Annotated in this window: 22 protein-coding genes; 7 read left to right on the top strand and 15 right to left on the bottom strand. The window is 72.3% G+C overall.

The annotated features are described in order from the left end of the window. Nucleotides 1-114: 114 nt before the first annotated feature. The 4 genes from ACFRFH_RS04220 to ACFRFH_RS04205 form a co-directional block, all read right to left on the bottom strand. Nucleotides 115-1005: a class C sortase gene (locus ACFRFH_RS04220; RefSeq protein WP_382461755.1), complete on the bottom strand. Its 891-nt coding sequence runs from the start codon at nt 1003-1005 to the stop codon at nt 115-117. Then, the gene (locus ACFRFH_RS04215) at nt 1002-2471 is read right to left on the bottom strand and encodes a SpaH/EbpB family LPXTG-anchored major pilin (RefSeq protein WP_382461754.1); all 1470 of its coding nucleotides are present in this window, start codon (nt 2469-2471) and stop codon (nt 1002-1004) included. The genes ACFRFH_RS04220 and ACFRFH_RS04215 overlap by 4 nt, the downstream gene beginning before the upstream one ends. A gap of 49 nt (nt 2472-2520) precedes the next feature. Beyond that, nucleotides 2521-5637: a hypothetical protein gene (locus ACFRFH_RS04210; RefSeq protein WP_382461753.1), complete on the bottom strand. Its 3117-nt coding sequence runs from the start codon at nt 5635-5637 to the stop codon at nt 2521-2523. Nucleotides 5638-5715: 78 nt separating this feature from the next. Then, entirely contained in the window at nt 5716-7179 is a 1464-nt protein-coding gene (locus ACFRFH_RS04205) for an RNA polymerase sigma factor (protein WP_382461752.1), read from the bottom strand. A gap of 287 nt (nt 7180-7466) precedes the next feature. Here ACFRFH_RS04205 and ACFRFH_RS04200 point away from each other — a divergent pair, with 287 nt between their 5' ends. From ACFRFH_RS04200 to ACFRFH_RS04190, 3 genes are all read left to right on the top strand, one after another. After that, nucleotides 7467-8216, top strand: coding sequence for a DNA alkylation repair protein (locus ACFRFH_RS04200; RefSeq protein ID WP_382461751.1), 750 nt, complete (start codon nt 7467-7469; stop codon nt 8214-8216). 22 nt (nt 8217-8238) lie between these two features. Further along, nucleotides 8239-9135 (top strand): SDR family NAD(P)-dependent oxidoreductase, encoded by an 897-nt coding sequence (locus tag ACFRFH_RS04195; protein WP_382461750.1) that lies wholly within the window; start codon nt 8239-8241, stop codon nt 9133-9135. Nucleotides 9136-9264: 129 nt separating this feature from the next. Next, nucleotides 9265-10956, top strand: a complete 1692-nt coding sequence (locus ACFRFH_RS04190; protein WP_382461749.1) for a DUF11 domain-containing protein — start codon at nt 9265-9267, stop codon at nt 10954-10956. A 3-nt stretch (nt 10957-10959) separates the two neighbouring features. On the opposite strand, the gene ACFRFH_RS04185 is transcribed toward ACFRFH_RS04190, so the two are convergent. The 5 genes from ACFRFH_RS04185 to ACFRFH_RS04165 form a co-directional block, all read right to left on the bottom strand. Next, on the bottom strand, nt 10960-11970 hold the full coding sequence (locus tag ACFRFH_RS04185; protein WP_382461748.1) for a helix-turn-helix domain-containing protein: 1011 nt from the start codon (nt 11968-11970) through the stop codon (nt 10960-10962). A 95-nt stretch (nt 11971-12065) separates the two neighbouring features. Continuing rightward, nucleotides 12066-12533: an SRPBCC family protein gene (locus tag ACFRFH_RS04180; RefSeq protein ID WP_382461747.1), complete on the bottom strand. Its 468-nt coding sequence runs from the start codon at nt 12531-12533 to the stop codon at nt 12066-12068. A gap of 138 nt (nt 12534-12671) precedes the next feature. Then, the gene (locus tag ACFRFH_RS04175; protein WP_382461746.1) at nt 12672-13577 is read right to left on the bottom strand and encodes an ABC transporter permease; all 906 of its coding nucleotides are present in this window, start codon (nt 13575-13577) and stop codon (nt 12672-12674) included. Between the two features lie 7 nt (nt 13578-13584). Further along, nucleotides 13585-14616 carry an aliphatic sulfonate ABC transporter substrate-binding protein gene (locus ACFRFH_RS04170; protein ID WP_382461745.1) on the bottom strand — a complete coding sequence of 344 codons (1032 nt, stop codon included), beginning with the start codon at nt 14614-14616 and terminating at the stop codon, nt 13585-13587. A 102-nt stretch (nt 14617-14718) separates the two neighbouring features. Further along, nucleotides 14719-15573 (bottom strand): ABC transporter ATP-binding protein, encoded by an 855-nt coding sequence (locus tag ACFRFH_RS04165; protein WP_382461744.1) that lies wholly within the window; start codon nt 15571-15573, stop codon nt 14719-14721. A gap of 151 nt (nt 15574-15724) precedes the next feature. On the opposite strand from ACFRFH_RS04165, the gene ACFRFH_RS04160 reads away from it, so the two are divergent. After that, entirely contained in the window at nt 15725-16204 is a 480-nt protein-coding gene (locus ACFRFH_RS04160) for a hypothetical protein (RefSeq protein WP_382461743.1), read from the top strand. A gap of 45 nt (nt 16205-16249) precedes the next feature. On the opposite strand, the gene ACFRFH_RS04155 is transcribed toward ACFRFH_RS04160, so the two are convergent. Together ACFRFH_RS04155 and ACFRFH_RS04150 are read right to left on the bottom strand one after the other, a co-directional pair. Further along, nucleotides 16250-16708: a hypothetical protein gene (locus ACFRFH_RS04155; RefSeq protein WP_382461742.1), complete on the bottom strand. Its 459-nt coding sequence runs from the start codon at nt 16706-16708 to the stop codon at nt 16250-16252. Nucleotides 16709-16773: 65 nt separating this feature from the next. Further along, nucleotides 16774-17619, bottom strand: coding sequence for an exodeoxyribonuclease III (locus tag ACFRFH_RS04150; RefSeq protein ID WP_382461741.1), 846 nt, complete (start codon nt 17617-17619; stop codon nt 16774-16776). A gap of 56 nt (nt 17620-17675) precedes the next feature. On the opposite strand from ACFRFH_RS04150, the gene pyrE reads away from it, so the two are divergent. Beyond that, nucleotides 17676-18233: an orotate phosphoribosyltransferase gene (gene pyrE / locus ACFRFH_RS04145; RefSeq protein ID WP_382461740.1), complete on the top strand. Its 558-nt coding sequence runs from the start codon at nt 17676-17678 to the stop codon at nt 18231-18233. Continuing rightward, complete coding sequence (locus tag ACFRFH_RS04140) at nt 18233-21793, top strand: hypothetical protein (protein ID WP_382461739.1); 3561 nt, start codon at nt 18233-18235, stop codon at nt 21791-21793. Before pyrE ends, ACFRFH_RS04140 begins: the two co-directional genes overlap by 1 nt. Nucleotides 21794-21812: 19 nt before the next feature. On the opposite strand, the gene ACFRFH_RS04135 is transcribed toward ACFRFH_RS04140, so the two are convergent. Then, nucleotides 21813-22613, bottom strand: a complete 801-nt coding sequence (locus tag ACFRFH_RS04135) for an HAD-IIA family hydrolase (RefSeq protein ID WP_382461738.1) — start codon at nt 22611-22613, stop codon at nt 21813-21815. Between the two features lie 79 nt (nt 22614-22692). Here ACFRFH_RS04135 and ACFRFH_RS04130 point away from each other — a divergent pair, with 79 nt between their 5' ends. After that, a complete protein-coding gene (locus ACFRFH_RS04130; protein ID WP_382461737.1) occupies nt 22693-23388 on the top strand; it encodes a TrmH family RNA methyltransferase in 696 nt (231 codons plus the stop codon). A gap of 77 nt (nt 23389-23465) precedes the next feature. On the opposite strand, the gene ACFRFH_RS04125 is transcribed toward ACFRFH_RS04130, so the two are convergent. Genes ACFRFH_RS04125 through ACFRFH_RS04115 form a run of 3 tightly spaced genes read right to left on the bottom strand, consistent with a single transcriptional unit; the run spans nt 23466 to nt 26663 of the window. Beyond that, the gene (locus ACFRFH_RS04125) at nt 23466-23879 is read right to left on the bottom strand and encodes a DUF3052 family protein (RefSeq protein WP_382461736.1); all 414 of its coding nucleotides are present in this window, start codon (nt 23877-23879) and stop codon (nt 23466-23468) included. After that, nucleotides 23876-24721 (bottom strand): metallophosphoesterase, encoded by an 846-nt coding sequence (locus tag ACFRFH_RS04120; RefSeq protein ID WP_382461735.1) that lies wholly within the window; start codon nt 24719-24721, stop codon nt 23876-23878. The genes ACFRFH_RS04125 and ACFRFH_RS04120 overlap by 4 nt, the downstream gene beginning before the upstream one ends. Before the next feature lie 46 nt (nt 24722-24767). Beyond that, the gene (locus tag ACFRFH_RS04115) at nt 24768-26663 is read right to left on the bottom strand and encodes a YhgE/Pip family protein (protein ID WP_382462728.1); all 1896 of its coding nucleotides are present in this window, start codon (nt 26661-26663) and stop codon (nt 24768-24770) included. Between the last annotated feature and the right edge of the window lie 2 nt (nt 26664-26665).

Here is a 26665-nt window from a genome sequence, read left to right as displayed (position 1 = left end):
CCGCTGAGAGAGGCGGACACGGCGACGCCACCCGCGACGACCGCCACTGCGCACAGCAGCAGTGCGATCGCGAGGCGCGCCGGCCCGGGCCGGCGACGACGTGCGGCCGGCCGCCTACCCACGGCGCACCCGGGGCCGGCCCGACCGCCAGAGGTAGCCGCCGCCCGCGACCACCGCGGTCGCGAACCCGGCGGCCCACGACGGGAACCCCGGTCCGGTGGCCGGTTCGTGCCCGCGCGCGACAGCGGCCTCCGGGGTCGGCGTCACGCGCTCGCCCGTCACGAGGATCCGCTGGCTGTTGATCCCGAGCGGCGTGCAGGTCACCAGGGTGACGAGGTCCTTCCCCGCCACCGGGTCGAGCGTCTTGGTCTGGTCCGGGTCCACGACCGCGATGTTCGAGACCCGGTAGTCGAGCGTCTCGCCGAAGACGTAGAGCGTGAAGGCGTCGCCGTCGCGGACCCGGTCGAGGTTCGTGAACAGCGTCGCAGAGGCCAGCCCGCGATGACCGGCGAGCACGGCGTGGGTGCCGGGGCCGCCGATCGGGAGGGACGTGCCCTCGAGGTGGCCGACGCCCTCCGCGAGGGTCGCGTCGCTGGTGCCGTGGTAGATCGGGAGGTCCGTGCCGATCGACGGGATGACGATGCGCCCCATCAGGCCGTACGCGTTCGCGGCCAGGAGCCGGTCGTAGTCGAAGCCCTGTGGCAGCGCGGCGGTGCCGACGGGAACGCGTTCGTCCGCCTTCACCGCGCCGCCGCCGGTGAGCGCGGAGTTGTACGCCGCGGCCTCCTTCAATGCCTGGAGTCGGCTGGCCGGCCCGATGGCCCTCACCGCGTCGCCGTACTGCGCGAGCCGGGCGGCCTCCTGCGCGGCGCTGAACCAGCTCGCCGTCGCCGGGTAGAGCGCGACGCTCACACCCAGCAGGCACAGCACGGTGACCGCCACCGACAGGGCGGAGAGCCGCCACCGTCTCCCGGTGGCGGCCCTCCTGTGCTGCGAGGAGGTCACGCGGCCGGCCCCTCCTCACGCGTGCGCCGACGGACCACGAGGACGGCCGCGGCGACCGCGAGGGCGGCCAGGGCGAGGCCGCCGACCACGAAGACCGTCGTCCCGGTGGAGCCCGTCAGCGGCAGCGCGATCGGCGGCGCCTGCGGGTCGGTGACCGTCACGGTCGGGTTCGCTGCGCCGGGGGCCACTGTCTCCGCGTACCCGCCGGCCGCCTGCGCGAACGCGGGCGCGATCGTGTACCCGGCCGGGGCCTGCGTCTCCACGAGGTAGTAGGTCAGGTCCGCGCCGGCGCCGTCGTTCTGCGCCTTGAGGCCGTCGATCGCGACAGCGCCGGAGGCGTCGGAGGTGAAGGTGGTGGCGCCGTTTACCGCGACCGGGTTCGATAGGTTCTGCGCATCCGCCGGGGAGGTGAACACCTGGAACTGCGCGCCGGCCAGGGCCTTGCCGTTCGGGTCGACCTTGTGCAGGCTCACGTCGCCCCAGGTGTCCTGCACCGGGTTGGAGGGCGTGGTGACCGTCGTGCCCGTCTGGGTCGAGATCGTCTGGTCCGCGATGTTCTGGATCGTGCCGCTGCCGACCGTGCCGATCACGGTCGGGATCGTCGCGGTGACGACAGCGCCCGGGTTCGCCGTGAGGAGGGCGAGACCGGAGGCGGTGAAGTCCACGGTCACGGTCTGGCCGGCCACGCCGACCGTGTAGTCCGCCGCCGGAAGCGCGATCGCCGCGCCGGTCGAGGAGGCCAGGGACACCGTCACACTCCCTGGCGTCGGCGGGGTCAGCCGTGCGTCCAGCGGATCGGTCAGCGAGTACTGGGTGAACGCGTTCCCGGCGACCTGGTTCGGGACGGTGGACGCCACGCGCCAGGTGACGGAGGCGCCGACGCCGTAGGCGCCCGTGTCGTCGACCGCCTTGACCGGGGCGCCCTCCACCGTGTTCTTCGGGTACACGAACACGTTCGTCAGCCAGTTCCCGCCCTGCGGCAGCGGCAGCGTCACCAGGAACGGCGCGCCGAGCTCGGTTCCGGCCGGGGCGCTCGTCTCGGTGACCTCGTAGACGGCCGGCGTAGAGGTCGTGTACGAGGTGATGCCGGAGCCGCCGGTCGCCGGCAGGGCGGTCGTGGCGCCGGTCGTGTAGCTGGTGCCGCCGCCGACGACCCGGCCCGCGCTGTTCACGGTCAGGCCGGCAGCGGTGGTCCAGCCCGCGGGCGTGGTCAGGTCGACGCCGTTCACCGGCGCGACGCTGAACACCACGCCGGGGATCGGCGTGAGGCCGCTGGTCTGGGCGGTGCCGTCAGTGGGGGTTCCGCCGCCGGGGGGATTCTGGAGTTTCGTGATCGTCAGCGTGTACGGACCCGCGGGCGCGTTGCCGCCGGTCGTGTCCGCGCTCGCGGGGCCGGCGAACGCCGCCGCCCCCAGCAGGGCGACGGCGCCGACGCCGATCGCGGCGGTGAGTCTTCTGATGGTCATGGGGTTCCTGTTCTGTGGACGGGTAGGGAAGAGAAGGGGTCTGCCGCGGTCAGCGCGGGAGCCTGCGGAGCCGGCGCCGCAGCTGCCACGCCGCCAGCGCCGCCGCCGCGGCGAACGTCCCGATCGCCGCGAAGGCGATGACGTCGGTGCCGAGGCCTCCGGTGAGCGGCAGGACGATCGCCGGAGCGCCCGGTGTCTGCGCGTGGTACTGGTCGGCTGCGGCGACGGGCGCGCCGGTGAAGGCACCGGTGCCGGTCGCGGTCGCGTCGTCGGCGTGGACGGCGTTGAAGCCGAGCGCGCTCAGCGTCGCGGTGCAGTGGAACGTCGCGCCGACGGCGAACGGGCCGGTCCACTGCGTCCCGGTCGACCCGTCCGGGAAGGCGCAGCTCAACCCGGTGACGGTCGCCGAGCCGGCGATGATCGCGTCGGTCACCGTGACGTTCTGCAGCGGCTCGCCTCCGGTGTTGGTCACGGCGAAGGTCAGGCCGGTCGCCTTCGTCGCGTCGAGCGTCACCGCCGTGGCGGCGGTCGGCGCGTGGTGCCCTGCGGCGTCGGTCTTCGTGATCGTGACGGCCGGCGGCGTCGCGACCCGGATGCCGACCTTCACGGGCTCGGCTGGAAGGAGCGGTCCGCTCGGGCTGGAGGCCGCGTACGCGAGCGAGTTCCAGGCGACCTGGCCCGGGGTGGCCGACGCCGGAAGATTCATCGCGTAGTCGACCTCCACCGTCTGACCCGGCTGGAACGTCAGCGCCGTGGCGTCGATGCGGACGGCGCGCACCTGCGTCCAGTCCGTCACCTGGGCGGCGGTCAGCCAGGTCGGGGCGCACCCCGCGGGCTGGTTCGGGTAGACCTCGGGCCGGCACGGGTTCGCGCTGAGCGAGTACGTCGCCGTCACTCCGGCCGGGAGGGTCGGCGCGCCCGCGAGCGCCGGCTGGAACTGGGAGCCGCGGGCCACACCGCTCTGGCCTCCCGACACCCCGGTGTCACCGACGGAGGGGAGCACGTCGTAGACCACCAGGTTCGTGATCGGCGTCGAGCCGAGCGAGCCGATGTTCAGCCGCCACTGCGAGGTCCCCCCGGCCGGAGAGGTGCCGACGGCGGGCGAGCCGGGGACCGAGAACAGGTACTGGCTGTCGAACTGGCCCTTGACCTCCTTCTGGGCGCCGGCCTGCGCGGACGTCCCGGTCGCGAAGGACGCGGCCGAAATCGTGCCGTTGTTGCCGCTCGGCGTCCAGGTCGGGTCCGCGTCGTCCCAGACGCCGGCGGTGTTGGTCTGCGTCGTGGCTCCTACGCCGGGATTCACGACCGTAGAGAACTGGATCGTGAAGGCCTGCTGCCGGTTCAGGACCGCTGTGGGCGGGAAGGAGAACGTCAGCGTCTGCCCGCTCTGCGTCACTGTGAGGCCGGCCGTCGTGTAGGAGGGGTCGTACGTGTAGGAACCGGAGGCGCTGGTCACGACCGCGCTGCCCGGCACGTAGCTGACCCCGGCCGGAAGCGTGTCGGTGATGTGCACCGGCGCGTCGAGGTAGTGCGCGTCCCCGGCAGCGCCGGTGTTGGAGACGAGAAGGCTCCACGGTGCGACCTGACCGGAGAGCAGGGCGTTCGGGCCGCCGGTGTAGGACTTGTGGATCAGCAGCGACGCGGCGGCGAGCTTGAAGTACGCCACGGCGCACGACTTGTCCTTGTCGCCCAGGCTGGCCATCGGCGTCGGCGGCGCGTTCGTGATCGACCACTGGGCGCAGTTGGTCTGCGTCATCGGCACGTAGCCGTCGCCCGCGGTCAGACGGCCGTCCACGTTGATGTAGAGCGTCGTCCCGGGATTGACGGCGTACGACGGCAGCGCGATCGAGTAGCCCGCGATCAGCCAGCCGGTGGGAACGACGTACGGAACGGTCCCGTCCGTGGACTTCGTCACGCTCTGGGTGGTGCCGTCGGCGAGGAAGAACGTGAAGGCCGACCCGGACGGGACGCTCTCGAACTTGGTGATCGTGAAGCCGGGGTTGCGGCAGTCTTGCGGGAGCGAGTTGCTCAGCGGGGCGCTGCCGCACGGCGGATAGTCGTAGAGCGTGCCCCCGATCGGGACCTGCCCGGTGTTCCTGACCTGGAGGTTCCAGTTGTAGTTGGCCGTCTTGAAGATCGCGCTCGTGGCCGCCAGGTTCGGGGACACGGTCTTGGTGAAGAGGCCGGAGCCTGCCGAGGCGTTCGCGAACGTGTGCGTCACGCTCGCGGTCGCCGACACGGTGGTCGGGTCGGTGACGGTCGTCGCCGTGAGCTTCGCCGTGTTGGTCACCGTGCTGGTCGGGCCGAAGGTGCTGGAGGGGTAGGTCACGTCGACGGTGGCCCCGATGGTGGAGTTGTTGGCCGCCGAGCCGGCCGGCCAGGTGACCGTGTTGGTGGCCGGGTCGTACACGCCGCCGTTGGTGGCGCTGACGAAGACCGCCCCCGCGGGAAGGGTGTCCACCAGGGTGGGATTGGTCGTGATCCAGTCGCCGGTGGCCAGGATGAAGTCGTTGAAGGTTCCCGAGAGCTGGTACGCCGTGATCCCGTCGAGGACCGAGTTGCCCTCCAGGACCTTGGTGACGTTCAGCACTGGCCTCGCCGTGATCGTGATCGGCGCCGCCGTCGCCGTGGCCGGTGCGCTCGCCGAGTCGGAGGTGAACGTCGCCGTGGCCGCGAGGGTCGACTGGTCCGGCGTGGTGCCGGCGGCCGTCTTGCACGCGAAGGTCAGCTGACCGGAGGCGCCGACCGGGATGCTGTTGCCGGCGGCGGAGCCGATGAAGCCGGTCGACGTGGCGGTGAAGTCGCCGTTCGCCGTTGACCCGCCCACGGTGCAGGTGATCGCGTGGCCCTGCGGCGAGAGCTTGGCGACGGTGATGGTGATGACCGCATTCGCGCAGGAGGTGACCGACGGGTCGACGGACGAGCACTGGTAGTTCACGGTCCACTGCGCTGTCGCGCCCGCCGGGATCGGCGTCGTCGCGGGGGTGATCGTCACCGAGAGGCTTGCGGAGCCGCCCGCGCCGAGCGCCGGTCCGCCCGCGACCAGGGCGACGGCGCAGACGAGGAGGGCGCAGACGAGTGCGGCGAGCCGGCGCACGAGGGAGCGGCGCGCGGCGGCTGCGGGTGCGGCTGCTGTGCGGGCGGCGTGCAGGATGGGCGCAGACACGTCGGGGTCCTCCGAGGGTTCGGGTCTTCGGGTGGGGCCAGCCGGGCGCGGATCGGGTGATCGAGACTGGTTCTGAAGTTAAGGAGCGATTTCACCTCTCGGCGTGACGCTGCCGGTCCTGTGAGTTCGCTGACCGTGCCAGTGGGTGTGGGTGCGCGCGGGCCCGCGACCGACCGGTGGGGACGGGGCGGTCGGCGTGGGGGTTGGTGTCGGCGTCGGACCTGGGGTCGCCGTCGCCGTCGGTGGCGGAGTTGGCATCGGGCTCGGAGTTGGCGTCGGGCTCGGAGTTGGCGTCGGGCTCGGAGTCGGACGTGGGGTCGGGGCCGGCGTCGGGGCCGACAGGGGGGCCGGCGTCGGCGCCGCGGTCGGCGGGAAGACCGTGCCGGTGGTCGCCTGCGCCGGGGTGGCGCCATCGGTCGAGTCATCGGCGGTCGGGTGCGGAACCGGATCCGGCACGGACGCCGGAGGGGCGACGGGCGCGGGCGCCGGAGCCGGCCTCCCCTCGGAGCCCACAGCATCCGGGACTCCGGGCGTGGCCGTCGCCGACGGTGTCGCGAGGTCCGCGACCGGCACTGACGCCGTCTCGCGGGGCGCGACCCCGAGCGAGACAGCCACGATCGAGGTCGCCGCGACGACGGCCGCCCCTGCCACGACGCCCCACGACCCCCACGACCCCCACGCCCGCCACCACCCCGCCCCGCCCGGCGGTTCGGCCGCGCTCGCCGGGGGCGCCTCGCCGTCCCCCGCACCGCGCGCGAACGCCGCCACACCACCGGCCGCCGCGGCGAGCGGGAGCAGGACGAACCCGATGTGCCGGTTCGCCTCGGCCGCCTCCGCGGCGACGACGCGGCAGTCCGCGCAGTCGTCGAGGTGCGCGTCCAGGCGCTGCTGCACGCTCGTCGCCAGCCGTTTGCGCAGGCCGATGCCGAGGTGCTCGATCGCCCAGTGGTGCTCGGAGCCCTCCGGCACGGTCGCCAGGTGGGCCTGGATCCAGGCGGCGCGTAGCCCCTCCCTGGCCCGGACCGCCAGCGCCGCCACGGAGTTGGCGCTCATCCCGAGCAGCGGTGCGACCTCCCGCGGCGGCAGGGCCTCGACCTCCGTGTACCAGAGCACCTCCTGCCACCGCGGCGGGAGGGCGCGGAAGGCGGTGGCCGCCAGCGAGCGGTCCAGCTCCGCCAGGCGGCTCGCCTCGGTGAACCGGAGGTCCTCGATCTCCTCGGCGTGCTCGATCGCGATCTCGTGCGACGCCCGGCGGCCCCAGCTCGCCGCGGTGTTCCGGATCACGGTGAACAGGTAGGGCCGGAAGCCGGTGGTGGGGCCGCCTCCGCCGGCGATCGCCGCGAACATCCGGGTGAACGCCTCCGACACCAGGTCGTCCGGGTCGAACGTGGTCGTGTACGAGCGCGCGACCGTCACGCCCGCGCGGTAGTGCCGCTGCCAGAGCTCGGCGTAGGCACGCTGATCGCCGTCGCGGGTGCGGTCGACGAGCTGGCTGTCGGACAGGGAATCGATGGCGTCCTTGCGGGCAGCGAGACGGGACACGGGCTCTCCAGATCGGGACTGGTCGGCGTCGCCGGGGGACGACCGTGTCAAAGAGAGCGCCGGACACCGGTTCCATGACGAATCCCATCGCGCGGGATTTCACCCCTCCGCCGCGTCATGGATTCCGGAGGGCCCGCTCTCTCACATGCCGGTACGTCACTCGTGCCGACCGGTGCAGCTCGAGGGGAGGCTGCTCGCGGGGTGCCGGTGCATTCGGGAAAGGCCGGGCACCCCGCGAACCGAACCATCCCCGTCGTCCCGTCATCCCAAGCGCTTAGAGTGCTCTCGTGACCACGGAGCAGACCGCCGGCGCCGTCATGGCGGCATTGGCCGCGGTGGCCGACCCGGCCGACGCCGTCTTCCTGCAGCGCTTCTTCAAGACCGGCCCCGGCGAGTACGGGGAGGGCGACGTCTTCCTCGGCGTGCGCGTGCCGCAGACCCGCGCGGTCGCGAAGCGCTTCGCCGGCCTGCCGCTCCCGGAGGTCCGCGCGCTGCTGGACAGCCCCGTCCATGAGCACCGGCTGGCCGGGCTCATCGTTCTCAACGCCGCCTTCGCCCGGGCGAGCGGCGCCCGTACCCGCGACGACGCCGAGCGCGAGCGGCTGGCCGCCTTCTACCTCCGGGCCGTGCGCGACGGTCGCGTGAACAACTGGGACCTCGTGGACGCCTCCGCCGAGTACGTGCTCGGCGAGTTCCTCCTCGACCGCCCGCGCGGGCTGCTGGACGAACTCGCCGCCAGCCCCGTGCTGTGGGAGCGCCGGGTGGCCGTGCTCTCCACCTTCGCGTTCCTCAAGGCGGGCGACGCCTCTACGACGCTGGAGCTCGCGGCACGCCTGCTGGACGACCCGGAGGACCTCATGCACAAGGCAGTCGGCTGGATGCTGCGCGAGACCGGCAAGCGGGTCGACCGCACGCTGCTCACCGGCTTCCTCGACGAGCACGCCGGCCGGATGCCGCGTACGATGCTCGCGTACGCGACCGAGCACCTCGACGCCGCGACCAGGGCCGCGTATCGGGCCGCGCCTCGCCGGAGTTGAGGGGGCCTGAGATGATGGACCAATGGCGAGAACGGTTCGAGGCGCACGCGTCCTGATCACCGGAGCGGCCTCCGGGATGGGCCTCCTGTACGCGGAGCGCGCTGTCCGGGAGGGCGCCCGCGACGTCGTGCTCTGGGATCGCGACGAGGCCGGCCTCACCCGGCTCACCGACCGCCTGCGCGCCGAGGTGCTCGCGGGCCGCACCGTCACGGCCTGGGGCGCGCCCGCCGGTTCGCCGAGCTCAGGCGCCGGAGGCACGGCCTCCGGGACGAGCATTCACCCGTACGTCGTCGACCTCCGGGAGCTGGGCGGCATCGCCCAGGCCGCGCAGTCGGTGCGCAAGGAGCTCGACGGCATCGACGTGCTCGTCAACAACGCCGGCATCGTCCGCGGCAAGTTCTTCTGGGAGCACGACAACGGCGACGACACCCGCGCGACCATGCAGGTCAACGCGCTGGCGCCGATGTACACGACGCGGGAGTTCCTGCCCGGGATGATCGCGAGCGCCCGCGAGGCGCGCATCGTCAACATCGCCTCCGCGGCCGGCACGCTGGCCAACCCGCGCATGAGCGTCTACGCGGCGAGCAAGTCCGCCGTCATCAACTGGAGCGACAGCCTCCGCCTCGAGCTGGAGCAGGAGGGCTACGGCCACGTCAAGGTGACGACCGTCGCGCCGAGCTACATCGACACCGGGATGTTCGAGGGCGCTCGCGGGCCGCTGCTCACCCCCATCCTCACCCCGGAGTACGTGGTCGACCGGGTCTGGCGGGCGATGCTCGCGGGCAAGCCGGTGCTGCTGCTGCCGTGGTCGGTGGGGCTCGCGAAGACGCTGAAGGGCGTCCTCCCCACCCGCGCCTGGGACGCCGTCGGGCGCCTGTTCGGCGTCTACAGCTCGATGGACGAGTTCACCGGCCGCTGACCTGACGATCCGTGCCGGTCTCGCGACCGGACCTGGATATCCGTGCAGCCGTACGCCGCCGGGCCGCTCCTGTCGCCGAGCCTGGATGCGCGGGCCGAAACGGGGCCCGTTCGTTCGAAAGGCAACATCATGAAACGGATCGGTACACGGATCGGGTCGGCCCTGGCGTTCGTCGTCGCGCTCGGCGTCGGACTCGGCGCGCTCACCGCGTCGGCACCCCGCGCGGAGGCCGCCCCACGCGACTTCTCCGGCCTCCGCTGGGAGGCCACCGACACCCTCCTCGGGGCGACCTACCGCCGCGTCGACCTCGACGTCGACCGGATCGAGAAGGCGCACGAGGGCATGCACACCCCGAAGCTGAGGCTGTCCGGCGGCCAGCCCGTCTGGGGCATCCCGTACTACTTCCTCGGAGTGGACCCGGCGACCGGGAGGTATCGACCGGACAGCATCCTCGTCTGCGTCGACATCCTGCACGTCGACTACCAGGTGCCGGACGGGTCCGAGTACTTCGACCTCGCGACGGTGGTTCCGCCGGAGACCGCGGTCCGCATCTCGCGGGTCCTCAACGCGGGCCTCCAGTTGGCGCAGGAGCGCGGCCTCACGATCGCCACCGACGGCAGCCGGCCGCTCACGTTCGGGACCGGCGAGGCGTCGGAGATCATGCTCGCGGCGCAGGTCGAGGCCTGGTACCTGTTCGCCAGGGACAACCTCCTCGAGCCTCTGCCGTTCCTGGAGCGCGGCGACTTCTCCGTCGACCGGCGGACCACGGGGCCCGGCGGGGTCACGGTGTCGGTCGAGCCCGTCGACCTGCCGGCGCTCCACGCCGAGCTCGACGCGCTGCTCGCGCGCTTCGAGGCGACCCCGGACTTCGCGTCCGATCCCATCACGTTCGCCGACCGGGTCACCCTCACCGACGCCGACGCCCTTCGCGGTTTCACCCTGGAGGTCGACCCCGCCGCCTCCACACCCGGGTACGACGACTACCTCGGGGCGACGACCTCGGCGGACGGCAGCATCCACGTCACGAAGAAGAAGCCGCTCGATCAGCCGGTGACGCTCGGCTTCCGCAAGACGTTCACGCACGCCCTGGGCGGCGGTTCGCCGCTGGGCAGCGGGGTCCGTGCGGCGAACGACCAGATCAAGACGGTGCTCTCCAACCTGTTCGCGAGCGCCTTCGAGGTCCCGTTCGCCGAGGACCCCGGGCCGGTCGGGCCGCCGCCGCAGGACCCGATGACACTGCCCGCGGTGTCGATCGCCAAGGACGACGGCCGGACGGTCGTCACCGCGGGCGAGCGTCTCGACTACGTGCTCGTCGCGGCCAACGTCGGGGACATCCCCGCACCGGACGTGGTCGTGGCAGACACGCTCCCCGAGCACCTGGACTTCGTGGAGTCCTCGGTCGCGCCCAGCGCGGCGTCGTCCGGTTCGACCCTCGTGTGGGAGCTCGGCGAGCTGGCCGTCGGGGAGCGGCGGGAGATCGTCGTCTCGGCGAACGTCCGCGCCGACGTCGAGCAGGGCACGTCGATCGTGAACACCGCGTCCATCACCTCGGACGGCGTCTGCGAGGACGACCCGGTGACCGGGGCGGTCTGCACGGACGACGACACCGACATCGTGGTCCCGCCGCTCGACCCCGGGACGGTCGGCGAGGAGGGTGTGACCCCGGCGAGCTCGAACGTCGCCCCGGCCGGGTCTCTCGCGATGACCGGCGACGCGCTCGCCAACGCGTGGAAGCCGGCGGCGCTCGCCGTCGTGCTGCTGGTGACGAGCGGCTGCCTCGCGCTCGGGCAGGCGCTGAAGCGCCGGTCGAGCCGGACGTAGCCGCTAGAGCGGCACTGCGACGAGTGGCGGGTCCGCACGCGGTCCCGCCACTCGTCCGCGCGCCGCGACGCCCGCGACGGAGGCCCGGAACTCGCGCGGCGACATCGCGTACCGGCCGGTGAAGAGACGGCTGAAGTGGGCCGCGTCCTTGAACCCCCAGCGCGCAGCGACCTCGCCGATGCGGAGGGCGGCGAACTCCGAGTCGGCCAGGTCGCGCCGGCAGCGCTCCAGGCGGCGCAACCGCACCCAGGCAGCGACGGTGCTGTCGTGCGCCCCGAAGAGCGCGTGGAGCTTGCGCACGGACATGAAGTTGGCGCGCGCGATCTCCGCCACCGAGAGGTCGGGTCGGGAGAGGTTCACCTCGATGTACTCGATGACCTGGTCGAGCTGGGACGCGCTCGCGCCGCTCTCCCGATCCTGCAGCGTCTCCACCACGACGGCGCCGAGCATCCCGACCGCGCTCTCGACCAGGCGCCGGCCTGCGCCGCCCTCGAGCCGGTGGGCGGTGCGGCCGAGCTGCACGCCGAGCGGATGGACGATGCCGACGAGCGGACGCTCCCGCTCGAACCGCACCGCCACCACATCGTCCACGGTGCTCGCGGGCACCGGCAGCGCGCGGTGCGGGATGCGCACGATGAGGCTCTCCCCGCCGTGGTCGAGCAGGAAGGGGCGCGCGGCGGTGTACGCGGTGATGTCTCCGGCCCGCACCGTGGCGGCACGGCCGTCCTGCTCCAGCGTGCTCTCCCCGGTGAGCTGGATGTGGATCATCGTGTTGGCGCCGGTCTCGCTCGCGCCGTGCTGGTCGGGCTGCTCGACCGTGTGCCGTGAGCCGCTGATGGCGTTGAGCACGATGCCGCCGACGATCGCGCCGCTCACCGCGGTGCGGAAGGTCTGCGACTCCGTGGTCGTGCAGAGCAGCGGGACCGTCGTCTCGCTGAACCGGCGGCGCGTGTCGTCGTAGTCGAGGAGCAGCCGCGCGAATCTCCGATCCGGCGGCTGCTCCCCAGGCTTCATGGTGACGGCCCGTTCTCTCGTTCCCGGTCTCCCGGCGATCCCTCACCGTGAGATATGACATTCCTGGGCGAGAACCTAGCAGAGCCGTTCGGGTGTCAGACGAGGCCTCCACGGTCGACGTCGTCGCGCCAGGCGCCCGTCTCCGCGGGCTGCGCCTCGATGAACTCCTTGAAGTTGCGCAGGTCCTTCTTGACGGCGTGGTCGTCGACGCCGAGCGCTGCGCCCAGCTTCTCCAGCGCGTCGCCGGGCTGCCAGTCGAACTGCACCGTGACGCGCGTGCTGTCCGCGGAGAGGTGGTGGAACGTGACGACGCCCGCGTGGACGACGTCGCCGGCCACGCTCTTCCACGCCACCCGCTCGTCCGGGTGCTGCTCGGTGATGACGGTGTCGAACTCCCGGGTCGCGCCGCCGATCTTCACGCGCCAGTGGTTCGTGGTGGCGTCGACCTGACGGATGTCCTCCACCTGGTCGAGGAACTGCGGGAAGCTCTCGAACTGGGTCCACTGGTTGTAGGCGGTGGTGACGGGGACGTTCACGTCGATGCTCTCGGTCACTGCGGTCATGGGCCGATTCCTTTCCTCGATGCGTGCGGATTCGGCGACGACGCTAGGCGGGGTCCCCGCAACAGGCGAGGGGCTCGACAGTCACCCGGGATGGTGGGAAGGGGCAGGCCCAGCGGGGTGTCGGCTTCAGCCGGGGTGTCAGGCCCAGCGACGGTTCGCCCACCGCTCGAACAGCCCGACCAGCGAGTCGGTCAGCTTGCCGAGGATCGCGAGCAGGATGATCGCGAGGAAGAGCCGGTCGGTGCGGCCGTTGTTCTGCGAGTCGCTAAGCAGGAAGCCGAGCCCCATCGAGGAGGCGATCAACTCGGCGGCGACGAGGAACAGCCACGCCTGGGCGAGCGCGAGCCGCAGTCCGGACACGACCGACGGCAGCACGGACGGCAGCTGCACGGTCGTGAACAGCCGCACCCCGCCGAGCCCGAACGCTCGCCCGGCCTCCACGAGCTGCCGGTCGACGTGCCGGAGGGCGGCGGCGACGGTCGTGTAGACCGGGAAGAACGCGCCGATCGCGATCAGGATGATCTTGGAGTCCTCGCCGATCCTGAACCACAGGATCAGCAGCGGCACCCACGCGAGCGACGGCACCGCCCGGATCGCACCGAGCGTCGGGCTGAACAGGACGTCGCCGAGACGCGACAGCCCGACGATCGCGCCGAACAGCAGCCCGAGGGCAGCACCGAACGCGAAGCCGATGAGGACCCGCTGCGTCGAGATCGCGATGTAGAGGCCGAGCAGGCCGCGCTGCGCGAGGTCTACGCCGGCCTGCACGACCATCGCGGGCGTGGGGAGCTGGGAGGAGGAGAACGCGCCCGACGTCGAGGCGAGTTGCCAGACGAGGAGCAGCACGACCGGGATCAGCGCGCCGCCGACCACCCGCACCGAGCGGCGCGAGAGGAACGGCGTGCGCGGGGAGCCCTCCCGCGGCGCGGCCTCCCGCGGCGGGGCCTCGCGCGGAGTCTCGCGTGCGACGGAGGTGCCGCCGCCACGCGGTCCGCCGACCACGATCAGCGGCCCGTCGCCGTCCGGCGCGTTCTGGTAGCTCATCCCGCGCTCAGCCCCCGATCGCGCTCGGGTCGGCCTTCTTCGCGAAGGTCGGGTCGAGGAGGCTATTGAGCGCCTTGTCGATGTCGGCCTGCGTGCGCACGTCGCCGGACTCCACGAAGATCGGGCCGACCTTCTTGAGCACAGCGAGCTGCGCCGGGCCGGGGATGTTCGAGACGCCGAGGTTGGTGCGCTCGGTGATGACCGTGGTCGCCACCGCCGGGTCGATGCCGGCGACGTCCGCGAGGATCTTCGCCGTCTGGTCCGGGTGCGTCAGCGCCCAGTCGCGCGCGTACTCGTACGTGTTCACCACCGTCTGCGCGACGTCCGGCTTCGTGGTGAGGAAGGACTCCGTCGCGTTGAGAAACCCGTACGTGTTGAACTTCACGTTCCGGTAAAGCAGTTTCGCCCCGGACTTCTGGGCGTTCGCCATGATCGGGTCGAGCCCGCTCCACGCCTGCACCGAGCCGTTCTGCAGCGCCGTCCAGCCGTCGGCGTGCTGGAGGTTCTGGATCGTGACGTCGCTCGCGGACAGCCCGTTGGCCTCCAGCGCCTGCAGCAGGAAGAAGTACGGGTCGGTGCCCTTGGTCGCCGCGATCTGCTTGCCCTTGAGCTCCTTCACCGAGGCGATCGGCGAGTTCGGGCCGACCACGAGCGCCGACCACTCGGGCTGCGAGAAGATGTCGATCGCCTTGATCGCGGACCCGTTGGCGCGCGCGAGCAGCGCGGCCGAGCCCGCCGTGGACCCGACGTCGATCGCGCCGGAGCGGAGCGCCTCGTTGGCCTTGTTGGACCCGGCCGACTGCACCCAGTCGACCGTGATGTCCTGCTTCTTGAGCGCCTTCTCGAGCCAGCCCTCCTTCTTGATGACCAGGCTGAGCGGGTTGTAGGTCGCGAAGTCGATGGTGAGCGTCCCGCCCTTCGTGACCCCGGCGGTTGAGCCGGAGGCCGCGCCCTCCCCGGCGACGCACCCGGAGAGCAGGAGGGCTGCCGCGGCCGCGAGGGCGGTGACGGCGGTGACGATCGTGGGTCTGCGGTGCATGCGGGGTGCCTCTCGTGTCCGGTGATGCGTGGTGGCTCGTGCTGTGGTTCGAGCCTCCCGGATGCGCGGACGGGCCGGGCTCGATCCGGTGAATCTGTAGAATCAGTAGGGGAAGACCGGGATTGTGGAGGACAGTTGGTCGTCGAGCGCCCTCCCGTGCCGGTCGATCCCGAGCCCGTCGAGCAGCTCGGCCCGGAGCTCGGCGAGCGCCGCGGAGCCCCGGTCCCGCGGCCGTGAGCCGGGGACCGTGACGACGCGACGGATGGTCGCGCCGTCACGGCCGTCCTCGCGGCCCAGCAGGATGACGCGGTCGGCGAGCTGAAGCGCCTCGTCGACGTCGTGCGTGACGAGGAGGATCGTGGCGGGATTCGCGGCGTGGACGTCGAGGAGCAGGTCCTGCATCCGCAGCCGCGTGAGCGCGTCGAGCGCCCCGAACGGCTCGTCCAGCAGCAGGACTCCGGGGTTGCGGGCGAGAGCGCGCGCGAGGGAGGCGCGCTGCGCCATCCCCCCGGACACCTCCCGCGGCCGCAGCGAGGCGGACGTCTCCAGCCCCACGAGCTCGAGCAGCCTCCCGACCCGCTCGCGCCCCTCGGCCCGGTCGAGCCCGCGCGGCAGCCCGAGGGCGACGTTGTCGGCGAGCGACCGCCACGGCAACAGTCGCGGCTCTTGGAACCCGACGGCGCACCGCCCGTCGATCCCGGCGACGGGCGACCCGTCGATCCGCGCCGCCCCGGCCGTGGGCGCGTCGAGCCCGCCTGCGATCCGCAGGAGCGTCGACTTGCCGCAGCCACTGGCGCCCAGGATCGCGACGACCTCCCTGGCCGCGACGTTCAGCGAGACATCCCGCAGCACGGGCCGCGCGACGGGCGCGACCCCGCTCCGCCGAGGCCCCGCGAACGCCCGCCCGACCCCGACGAAGTCGACGGAGAACGCGGACGCGGGGGAGGCGGAAGGCATGGTCCTTCGACGCTATCGACAGCGGCCCAGCGGGCGCTCGCGGGGGCGCAATGCGGCGTAACGAAAAAAAGTTGCCCGGGGGTTGCACGGATCGCGTGTGTGTGAAATTGTCGTCTGACATTGAAAATTCAACCCAGCGAAGGAGCATCTGATGAAGACGAAGCGCACTTTTATCGCTGCGGCAGGAGCCGCTGCACTCGCTCTAGGCGGCCTGCTCGTCGCCGCACCGGCTGCAAGCGCGAACGAGGCCGGCATTCATGAGCTGCCGCAGGATCGGGACCTGCCGTCGTTCCCTGGATTCGCGCCCAGCTTCGACACCGTTACCGTCGTGGATGCGGAGACGGGCGCCGTCGTGGGCACGCGCCCCAACCTCCAGGGCCGAGGCGTCACTATCATCGGCCCGGGCTGCACAACGACCTCCCTGTGCTTGTACTCGAATCCGTACCGCGGGTATCAGGGCACGGGCAGTATGGCTGTCAGCGTCGGCGGGGTCAGCACCTACACCAACGGAAATCGCATCGGACAACTGCAATGGAAGTCCGGCAGCGCCACGATCACGGGACCCAAGACCCCCGGTCCCGTTGCGATCAGCGGCGGCCCGGTAACGATCGTGAAGGTCACCCTCTTTTAGGCCCAGGCGGCCCCCGCTGCGTTGCGACAGAGCCGTCCCTCACCCTCACGCGCTGACCGCAACCTCCTCTCCCCGCCGCGCCACCGCCGTCACCAGCAACGTCACCGCGATCAGCCAACACCCCGCCATGATCGCCGAGCTGAAGTCCTCCCCGTAGTCCACGAAGCTCATCCCGTTGAAGAACGCGCCCACCGTGAAGAGGGCCGCGATGCCGGTGAGCCAGCGCCAGCCGCGCACCCGTCCGGCCAGGCAGCGGACGAACAGCGCCAGCGTCCCGAGCGCGAGCAGGAGGGCGAGCCACGCGTGGAGGAGGAGCGCCGGGCCCGCGCCGCCGCTGAGAGCCCAGCCGAGGCTCGTGAACGACCGCGAGAAGTATTCGGCGCCGGTGCTGCCGGGGTGTGTCTTCGGGAGCTCCACGAACAGGTTGAGCAGCATCCCCAGCGCGAACTGCACGCCGAAGGCGATGAGGAGGGCGATGGCCTGGGGGCGCGGCGCAGTGCGCATGAGTCCGGGATACCGCGTAGCGGCACGCGGCGCAATCAGCGGGCGACGCAATCAGCGGGTCGGGCTCACCAGATCATCGGCCGGTCGTCGTCGTCCTCGTCCGTCGCGGCCTCCGCCAGGTCGACCAGCACAGGGACGTGGTCGCTGGGCGCGTCGCCCTTGCGCTCGTTGCGGTGGATGCTCGCGTCCGTCACCCGGTCGGCGAACGCCGGCGAGCCGAGGATGAAGTCGATCCGCAGCCCCTCGTTGCGCGGGAAACGGAGCTGCTTGTAGTCCCAGTACGTGTAGCCGTCGGGCACGATCGGCCGCACGACGTCGGTCAGTCCGGCCTTCTCGAACGCGGCGAACGCCGTGCGCTCGGGCGGCGAGATGTGCGTGGAGGCGCCGGGAACCAGGGTCGGGTCTCCGACGTCGGAGTCGAGCGGCGCGACGTTCCAGTCGCCCATCAGCGCGAGCTGCTGGCCTGGGTTCTCGGTCAGCCAGCGCTGCGTGTCCGCGGCGAGGGCGGCCAGCCAGTCCAGCTTGTAGACGTAGTGCGGGTCGTCGAGCGAGCGGCCGTTCGGGACGTACAGGCTCCACAGCCGCACCCCGTCGACCGTCGCGCCGATCGCGCGGGCCTCCTTCGGGAGGTCGGGGCCATCGTGGTCCTTCAGGAACCCGGGCATGTCGGGGAACCCGATCTCGACGTCCTCGATCGGCAGCCGGGCGGCGATCGCGACGCCGTTCCACTGGTTGAGGCCGTGCAGGACGACCTCGTAACCGGCCGCCTCGAACGCCTCGTAGGGGAACTGCTCCGGCTTGCATTTGATCTCCTGCATGGCCAGGACGTCGACGTCCTCCCGGACCATCCAGTCCACCACCCGGGCGACTCTGGTGCGGATGGAGTTCACATTCCAGGTGGCGACACGCATGCCCCGATCGTATCGGGGACCGCCGACCCCGTTGCCGGGTACCGGTTAACCGTAGAATGTCAGACGTGACGGACGCACGACAGCAGCTCATCGACCACATCTCCGCCGAGGCGGTCTTCCACGGTGACTTCACGCTCACCAGCGGAAAGAAGGCCACCTACTACGTGGACCTGCGCAAGGTGAGCCTCGACCATCGGGTCGCGCCGCTGATCGGCCAGGTCATGATCGACCTGATCGCGGAGGTTCCCGACGTGGTCGCCGTCGGCGGGATGACGATGGGCGCCGACCCGGTCGCCGCCGCGATCCTGCACCAGGGCGCGGCCCGCGGGCTCGCCTACGACGCGTTCGTCGTCCGCAAGGAGCCGAAGGACCACGGCCGCGGCAAGCAGGTCGAGGGCCCGGACCTCGAGGGCAAGCGCGTGATCGTCCTGGAGGACACGTCCACCACCGGAGGCTCCCCGCTGAAGGCCATCGAGGCCCTGAAGAAGGTCGGCGCCGAGATCGCCGGCGTCGCCGTGGTCGTCGACCGCAACACGGGCGCGCGCGAGGTCATCGAGTCGGCCGGCTACCCGTACTTCGCCGCCATCGGCCTCGAGGATCTGGGGCTGGCGTAGTGGCGGAACACCGCGAACCCCCGGCGGGGGAGGAGCCGGAGCAGCCGACGGGATCGGAGCAGCCGACGGAGCCGGAGGTGGGGAGCTCGGAGTGGTTCCTCGCCCAGCTCAGCGGCGGGCGCCCGTTGACGCGGCCGCCGGCGCCGGGTGCGGCGCGTGGGTCGCGCTCGTCGCGCGGGGCTGCGCGGTCTGAGCCGGAGGAGCCGGCTTCGTCCACGGATGCTGCGCCGGCGGTCCCCGCTTCGCCGGTGGAGGTTGCCGCGACTGCTTCGCCCGAGTCGCCGGTGGAGCCTGCCGCGCCTGCCGATGATGCTCCGACCGAGCCGGCCGATTCCGCGCCGGTCTGGCCTTTCGCCACGCCGAATCCGACCCCCGACGGGCCCGTGGCTCCGGCCGAGCCTGCCGCTCCCGTCCCTCCGACTCCCGCGCCTTCGTCCGCGTTCGAGGATCTCCTCCGCGACCCGGACGCTCCCGAGCCCGCGGCCGACGAGAGCGCCGCCGCCCTGCCGGACGCAACGCCCATCGCCCCGACCGCCCCCGGCTTCACCTGGAACCTGACGTCCCGCGAGAACCCGGAGCCCGAAGCGCCATCCCTGTTCGCCGAGGCCGAGCCCCCGGACGCCGAGGACGACGTTCCTCCCGTCCGCCGCTCCAACTTCGTCGAGCCGACGCCCTCGCAGCCGACGGCGGTACTTCCCGTCGCCCCGGAGTCCGGGGCCGAGCCGACCGCTGCTCTACCCGTGCCGGGCTCGATGTCGGAGCCGAGCGCCGCGCCCTCGCTGATCCCCGAGCAGTCGCCTGCCCCGGTGTCGGAGCCGAGCGCCACGCCTGCGCCGACGTTCGAGGAGCAGCCAGCCCCGGTGCGGGATTCTCGCGCCGCGCTGACGCCGCAGGAGGCGTCCGATGTGCTGTCGGAGTCGCCCGCCGCGCTGACGCCGCAGGAGCCGTCGGCCCCGCTGTCGGAGTCGCCCGCCACGCCGACCGAGCCGGCCCCACCCGCCGCCGCGCCGCCGACCCAGCCGTTCGAGCCGAGCGGCTTCGTGGCCGCGCTGCGCATGCCGCAGCCTCCGGAGGTCGGCGACCGCTTCTCCGGTCCCGATGAGGTTCTGGAACCGACCACGGCGGATCAGGCCGTGCCCGGCTTCCCCGCCCACGAGCCCACAGCGCCGGAGTCCGCGGCCTCTGAGGTTGTGGCCCCCGGACCCGCAGTGTCTGAGCCCGCAGTGGCCGAGCCCGCAGTGTCCCAACCTGCAGTGTCCCAGCCTGCAGCGTTCGAGCCGACCGCCGCCGAACCCGCCACCACCGAGCCCACAGCAGCTGACGCCACCCCGACCGGCCCCGTCGAGGGCCACGGGTTGGCGGCGCTGCTCGGGATGTTCGAGGAGGAGCGTCCCGCGCCGCGTCCGCTGCTCGGGGACACCACGGGCATCATCCCGATCCAGGCTGCCCCGCTGACCCGCAAGGACGCACTCCAGGCCGAAGCCGACGCCCAGGCGCAGGCTGACGCCGACGAGGGCGCGCAGGCGAAGGAGCAGGCCGAAGCCGACGCCCAGGCGCAGGCGATAGCCGAGGCCCAGGCCATGGCCGAAGCCAAGGCCCAGGCGCAGGCGATAGCCGAGGCTCAGGCTCAGGCCCAGGCCCAGGCAGAGGAGCAGGCCAGAGCCGACGCGCAAGCACAGGCCGACGCCCAGGCGCAAGCGGAGGCGCAGGCGAGAGCCGACGCTCAGGCACAGGCCGACGCGCAGGCGCAAGCGGAGGCGCAGGCGAGAGCCGACGCCCAGGCACAGGCAGAGGCCTACGAGCGCGCCCGTGCTGAGGAGCAGGCCGCGGCAGCGCGGGCCGAGGCGGAGGCGCAAGCGCGCGCCTGGTCGGCGGCCGGAGGCGCCGGCGACGGTCACGATGCCGCTCCGACTTCACTTCCCCTCAGCGAACCGGGCGTCGCGCCCGTCGCGTTCGACGGGGCCGCCCAGACCGAGGCAGTCCTCGGCGCGCCGCCGTCTCCCGCGACCAGTCCGTTCGACGCGGAGGCGCTCGCCGCGGCCTCCGCTGCCGGACCGGATGTCTTCGCGCCGCTTTCCGACTCGACACGGGAGGGTGCGGCCGACCTTCCCGCGTCCGAAGCCGCCCACGAGCCGGACGACGAGGAGCAGGACGGCATCGCCGCGCTCTTCGGTGACTTCGGCATCGGCGAGGAGTCCGACGACGCCCACGACGAGGAGGGCGACCACGCGCAGCGCCCGGCCGCCGAAGTCGCCGGCCAGGATCTGCCGACGCCAGTCGATCAGGCGCCCTTCGGCGAGCCCACCGGGCGCGTCGAGCCCTCATCCGCCGAGCCGGTCGGGCACGGCGCGCCCGCCCCCTCCGGCGAGCCCTCGCAGCCGGCCGACCAGGCGCCGACGCCGGGCGCCGACGCGCTGCTCCCCGCGGCCGCCCTGGGGATCGATGCGATCCTCTTCCCCGAGCTCGCGGCCGAACAGGAGCAGGACGCTCAGCCGGAGCCCGACGCTCTTCCGCGGCACGAAGCCACGGCCCCTCACGCCACCCCCGCCGAGGACTCCGCAGGGTTCGCGTTCGACGAGCCGTCGGCCGGGCTGGAGGGTCCGCAGGTCGGCTCCGGGACGGGCGGATTCGACGCCCTCCTGACGCCGACAGCGGCCCTCGACGCCCTTGACACGCCGACCGTCGCGTTCGACGCCGCTGCGGCAGCCCGCGACACGACGCCGCCACCCAGCGCCGCTGAGCAGACGTCCCCAGGCCCCGCTTCCGCCGCCACTGGTGCCGCAGCCGCTGCCGCTGGTGCAGCCCCCGCTGGCGCCGCCCACGCCGGCGCCGCCCCCGCCGGCGCCGCTCCGGCGGCAGCCGGCGCTGCGCCACCCTGGATCTCCCCCGGCACCTCCACCACCCCCGCACCCCCCACCTCCACCACGCCGGCACCCCCTGCCCCGCCGGCCTCCGGACAACCCCTCACCAACCGGCGCCTCTTCCTCATCCTCGGCATCTTCGCGGTGCTGCTCGTCCTGGTCGGCCTGTTCGCGCTCGGCACGCGCCTCCCGTCGCTGTTCGGCGCGTCCGCCGCCGCACCGAAGGCCTCTACGTCCGCGACCCCGTCGAGGACCCCGACGCCGACGCCCACGCCGACGCCCACGGTCAGCCCGAAGCCCGCTGCGGCGGTCGGGCCGGGCACCCACGCGTGGAACACGCTCGGCGGTGGCGAGTGCGTCCAGCCGTACACGAGCCCGTGGGCGGAGACCTTCACCGTCGTGGATTGCACCGCCGGGCACACCGGTCAGCTCGTCTACACGAACCTCGTCTCCGCCGACCCTGCCGCCCCCTACCCGGGCGTCGACGCGCTCGCGCAGCAGATCAACACGCTGTGCACGGCTTCAGGCGTGATCGACCTGAGCGCCGCCGCCGCGTACCCCGATCTCCAGGTCCAGGGCGCGTTCCCGGCGACGGAGGCGCAGTGGACGAGCGGGCAGCGGTCCTACTACTGCTTCGCGAACCGCTCCAGCGGCCAGCCGATGACGTCCTCGGTGGCGGGGCCGGGTCCGACCGGCTGACCGCCTCAGCGGGGTGGACTCAGAGGTCGGTCTCGACCGGCGCCGCCTCGACCAGCTCCTTCACCCCGGACAGGATCTCGTCCGGGCGGAACGGGTAGCGGTCGATCTCCGCCTGGTCGCTGATCCCGGTCAGCACCAGGATCGTGTGGAGGCCGGCCTCGATGCCCGCGACGACGTCCGTGTCCATCCGGTCGCCGATCATCGCCGTGTTCTCGGAGTGCGCGCCGATGCGGTTGAGTGCCGAGCGGAACATCATCGGGTTGGGCTTGCCCACCACGTACGGCTCCATGCCGCCGGTCGCCTTGGTGATCATCGCCGTGACCGCGCCCGTCGCCGGCAGCGGGCCTTCGGCGCTCGGGCCGGTGGCGTCCGGGTTCGTCGCGATGAAGCGTGCCCCGGCGCCGATCAGGCGGACGGCCTTCGTGATCGCGTCGAACGAGTAGCTGCGGGTCTCGCCGACGACCACGTAGTCCGGGTTCGTGTCGGTCATGATGAAGCCCGCCTCGTGCAGGGCGGTCGTCAGCCCGGCCTCGCCGATGACGTAGGCGCTGCCTCCCGGCTTCTGCGACTTGAGGAAGTCGGCTGTCGCCAGCGCGGAGGTCCAGATCGACTCCTCCGGCACGTCGAGGCCGGAGGCGCGCAGCCGGGCCGCGAGGTCGCGCGGGGTGTAGATCGAGTTGTTGGTGAGCACCAGGAAGGGCGTGCCCTGGTCGCGCCACTGCTGGATCAGCGCGGACGCTCCAGGGAGCGCGGAGTTCTCGTGGACGAGGACGCCGTCCATGTCGGTCAGCCAGCATTCGATCTCGTCGCGTCGCGCCACGCAGGACCCCTTCCGATGATGAAGTGCCCCACCAGCATATTGCCCGGGGGTTGCGGCAGGGTTTCCGTCCGCTGTCGGGATGCCGCGCGACGGGTCCGGCTACGCTGAGTCGGTGAGTCAGAACCCCGAGCCGAGCGAGCGTCCCGGCGACCTGCCGCCCTCCGCCGAGCTGACCACGCACGGCGTCGGCCCGTGGCCGGGCGAGTGGCCGGACGACGACCGGTACGACCCCGAGCTGCTGAGGAACGGCGACACCCGCAACGTGATCGACCGCTACCGCTACTGGCGGATGGAGGCCGTGGTCGCCGACCTGGACGAGCACCGGCACCCGTTCCACGTCGCGATCGAGAACTGGCAGCACGACATGAACATCGGCTCGATCGTGCGCAGTGCCAACGCGTTCGCGGCCGACACCGTGCACATCATCGGCCGGCGGCGCTGGAACAAGCGCGGCGCGATGGTCACCGACCGCTATCAGCACGTCGTCCATCATGACGACGTGGCGGCGTTCGTCGCCTGGGCGCGGGAGGCCGGCCTCCCGATCGTGGCGATCGACAATGTGCCGGGCTCTGTGCTGATCGAGACGTACCGGATGCCGCGCGAGTGCGTGCTGCTGTTCGGTCAGGAGGGCCCCGGCCTGTCCGACGCCGCCCTGGAGGCCGCCGACGTCGTCGTCGAGATCTCCCAATTCGGCTCCACGCGCTCCATCAACGCCTCTGCCGCCGCCGCCGTCGCCATGCACGCCTGGGTCCTCCAGCACGTCCCCTTCGCCTAACCAGCCATCAATTCCGGAGTTATGCACGCAACACGCCGAGCCGGGGCGTACACAACTCCGGGAGAGATTGCGTGGGGTCAGCGGTTGGCGCGGCGGTGGACGAGTTTGAGAGCCGACCAGTCCTGGGAGATCGCGGCGACTTTGACGTCCACGAGGCCGCGGGCGAGCGCGGTGTCGCGGATGAGGTTCTCGTCGATGTCGCTGACGTGGCCGGCGGCCTTGCGCGGCCAGGCCGCCCAGATCATCCCGGACGGGTGGATGCGCGGCGCCAGCGTGTCGAGCTCGGCGACGTAGTCGGCCGCCTCCCGATAGAACGCGACGATGAGCCCGGCCGGCTCGGTCGAGGAGGGCCCGAGCCACTCGACGTCCACCGGGCCGTCCTCCACGGGCACCGCCCAGCCCGGGTCGGCGTGCAGGAGCTGGGCGCGCATCCCCGGCTTGAGCCCGAGCTTCTTCCAGAGCGGCGTGCCCGAGTAGCCGGCGCCGCTCACGCGCGGACCTGCCAGCCGGAGTCGGCCGCGATCCGGGCGATCGCGTCGGCGTCGAGGTCGTACACGGTCTCGCCGTCGTCGGCCGCCGGCGCGCGGACGACGTGGGCACGCACTGGCCCGTCAGCCGCCAGCTCGACCAACGCGAACCCGGCGCCGCGTTCCGCCCGCTCCCGGGGCGGCGGCCAGAGCACATCCGTCGTGTTGGCGACGGCCGGGGCCACGACGACGGGGATGGCGCGGACGCCCGCCGAGGTGAACAGGGCGTGGTGGTAGTGCCCGGCCAGGATCAGCTTCACGTCGCCGGCCGAGCACACGTCGAGCAGCGGTTCCGGGTCCACGAGGCGCAGCGTCTCGAACAGCCCGGTCGTCGGCGGAACGGGAGGGTGGTGCAGCACCACGACCGTGCCATGTGCGCTCGGCTCGGCCAGCGCCTCCCGCAGCCGTGCGAGCCGTTCGTCGCCGATCAGTCCGTAGCCCGCGCGTGCGACCGTGGTGTCGACGGTCACGACGCGGAAGCCGCGCACATCCAACGTCGTCTCGCGCGGCCCGAGCACCTCCTCGAAGGCGTCGGGGAGGTCGTGGTTGCCCATCGCGTAGGCGACGACGGCGCCGCGCTCCGCGGCCCACGGCTCCAACCGCTCCTGCAGGAGCCGGTACGACGCGGCGGTGCCGTCGTCGGACAGGTCGCCGGAGGCCACCACCAGGTCGACGCCCTCCAGTTCGCCGGCGCGCACGAGCACCCGGTCGAGCGCCGCGAGCGTGTCGACCAGCCCGTACTGGAGGCGGCCGTCGCCGTACAGGTGGGTGTCGCTCAGGTGCAGGATCCGGAGTCCGTCGGTCACGCCGCCCACCCTAGCGCGACGCTCCGACGCCCCCGCGTGACGCGACTCAGCCGATCAGCGACGGCCGCAGGTCGCGCAGCGTCCGGAAGTGCGTCATCCGCGTCACCCCGATCGCCGACACCAGCAGCGCGACCAGCATCCACACCGCGAGCACGCCCGCGTCCGCCCACGCCGTCGCTGGGTTGCCGCCGTACATGAGCTGGCGGATGCCGTCCACGGCATACGACATCGGCAGTACGTGGTGGAGCGCCGCGAGCGGCCCGGGCAGTGTCTGCCACGGGAACGTGCCTCCGGCGGTGACGAGCTGCAGCACCATGAGCACGAGCCCGAGGAACTGCCCGACGCTGCCGAGCCAGACGTTGAGCGAGAGGATGATCGCCGCGAACGTCACCGAAGCCAGCGCCATCATCCCGAACATCCCGAGCGGGTTGTGGATGCCGAAGCCCAGCGCTCCCGCGACGATCGCGAACAGCCCGATCATCTGGACCGCGCCGAGCAGGCCGGGCGTGAGCCAGCCCGCGAGCGTGATCTTCACCGGCGAGTGGAGGGCGGTGATCGCCCGCCGGGACACCGGCTTGATGATCAGGAACAGCGCGTAGATGCCGATCCAGCCCGCGAGCGCGACGAAGAACGGGGCCAGGCCCGCGCCGTAGGTGCCGGCCGAGGTCACGGAGTCGTTCTTCAGGTTCACCGGGTCGGCGATCGTGGACGCCTGCTTCTTCTGCAGGGCGGGGGAGTTGTCCGGGATCTGCGCGACGCCCTTCGTGAGCCCGTCGTTCAGCCGGGTCGCGCCGTCGTGCAAGGTCGTGAGCCCGTCCCGGAGCTGCGCCGAGCCGGTCGCCGCCGCGGAGGCGCCGGTGGCGAGCTGGGCGGCGCCGGCCTGCGCCTGGGACGCCCCGTCAGCCACCTGGGACGCGCCGGACGACACCTGCGCCGCCCCCGCCGCGACCTGGTCGGAGCCCGCGGCGAGCTGGTTCACCTGGCCGACGGCCGACTGGATCTGCGTGTTGCCGGACTGGACCTTCTGGTCGATGCCGCTGAGGCCGGCCTCCACCTGCGCGATCACGGCCGGGTCGACGTGCGCCGCCTGGAGCTGCGCGATGAGCTGCTGTCCGGCGGCGGGCGCCTGGACCGCGAGTTGCGCCGCGGCCTGGCCGGCCTGCGTCGCCTTCGCCGCGAGCTGGTCGTTGCCCGCCGAGACCTGCGCGGCGCCTGCGCTGACCTGCGCCGCGCCGTCGCGCACCTGCGCCGCGCCGGAGGAGAGGTCGCCGAGCTTGCTCGCGAGCGTCTGCGCGCCTGCGGCGAGCTGGGCGGTCCCGTCGGCGAGCTGGGAGGCGCCGCTCTGCGCGCTGGCGCTGCCGTTCACGAGCTGGGCGGCGCCGTCCTGGGCCGTCACCAGGCTGGTGCGGATGTCGGCGAGGCCGAGCAGGAACCGCTGGGCGGCCTCCTGGTTCACCTGCTTGACGATGGAGGTGCGGATCTTCTCGGCCGCCTGCGTTCCGATGGTCGACGCCAGGTAGCTGTTGGTGTCGTTGGTCGTCAGCGTGACGATCGCGCGCTGCGGCGTCGTTCCGGAGGCCGAGGCGAGCGCCGTCGAGAAGTCGGACGGGAAGGTGATGCTGAAGTCGTACTTCGAGTCGTCCACACCCGTCGCCGCCGAGCCCGAGGCGACCCGGTGCCACTGGAACGAACCGTCCTGGATGAGCTGGTCGGCGACCTGGCTGCCGTAGTTCACGGTCTTGCCGTCGACGGTCGTGCCGGTGTCGTCCACGACGATCGCCGCGGGGATGCGGTCGAGGTTCGCGTACGGGTTCTGGTTGGCCCAGAGGTAGAGGCCGCCGTAGAGCACCGGGACGCACATCAGCGCGATGAGCGCCACGATGGACATCGGGCTGGCGGTCAGGCGGCGGAACTCGGCCGCGATCATCTGGGGGATGCGGATCT

This window comes from Leifsonia sp. NPDC056824 (assembly GCF_042789575.1).
Classification (GTDB): domain Bacteria; phylum Actinomycetota; class Actinomycetes; order Actinomycetales; family Microbacteriaceae; genus Leifsonia.
Note: the sequence above shows the minus strand (reverse complement) of the source record. Positions and strands in the feature narration are given on the sequence as shown.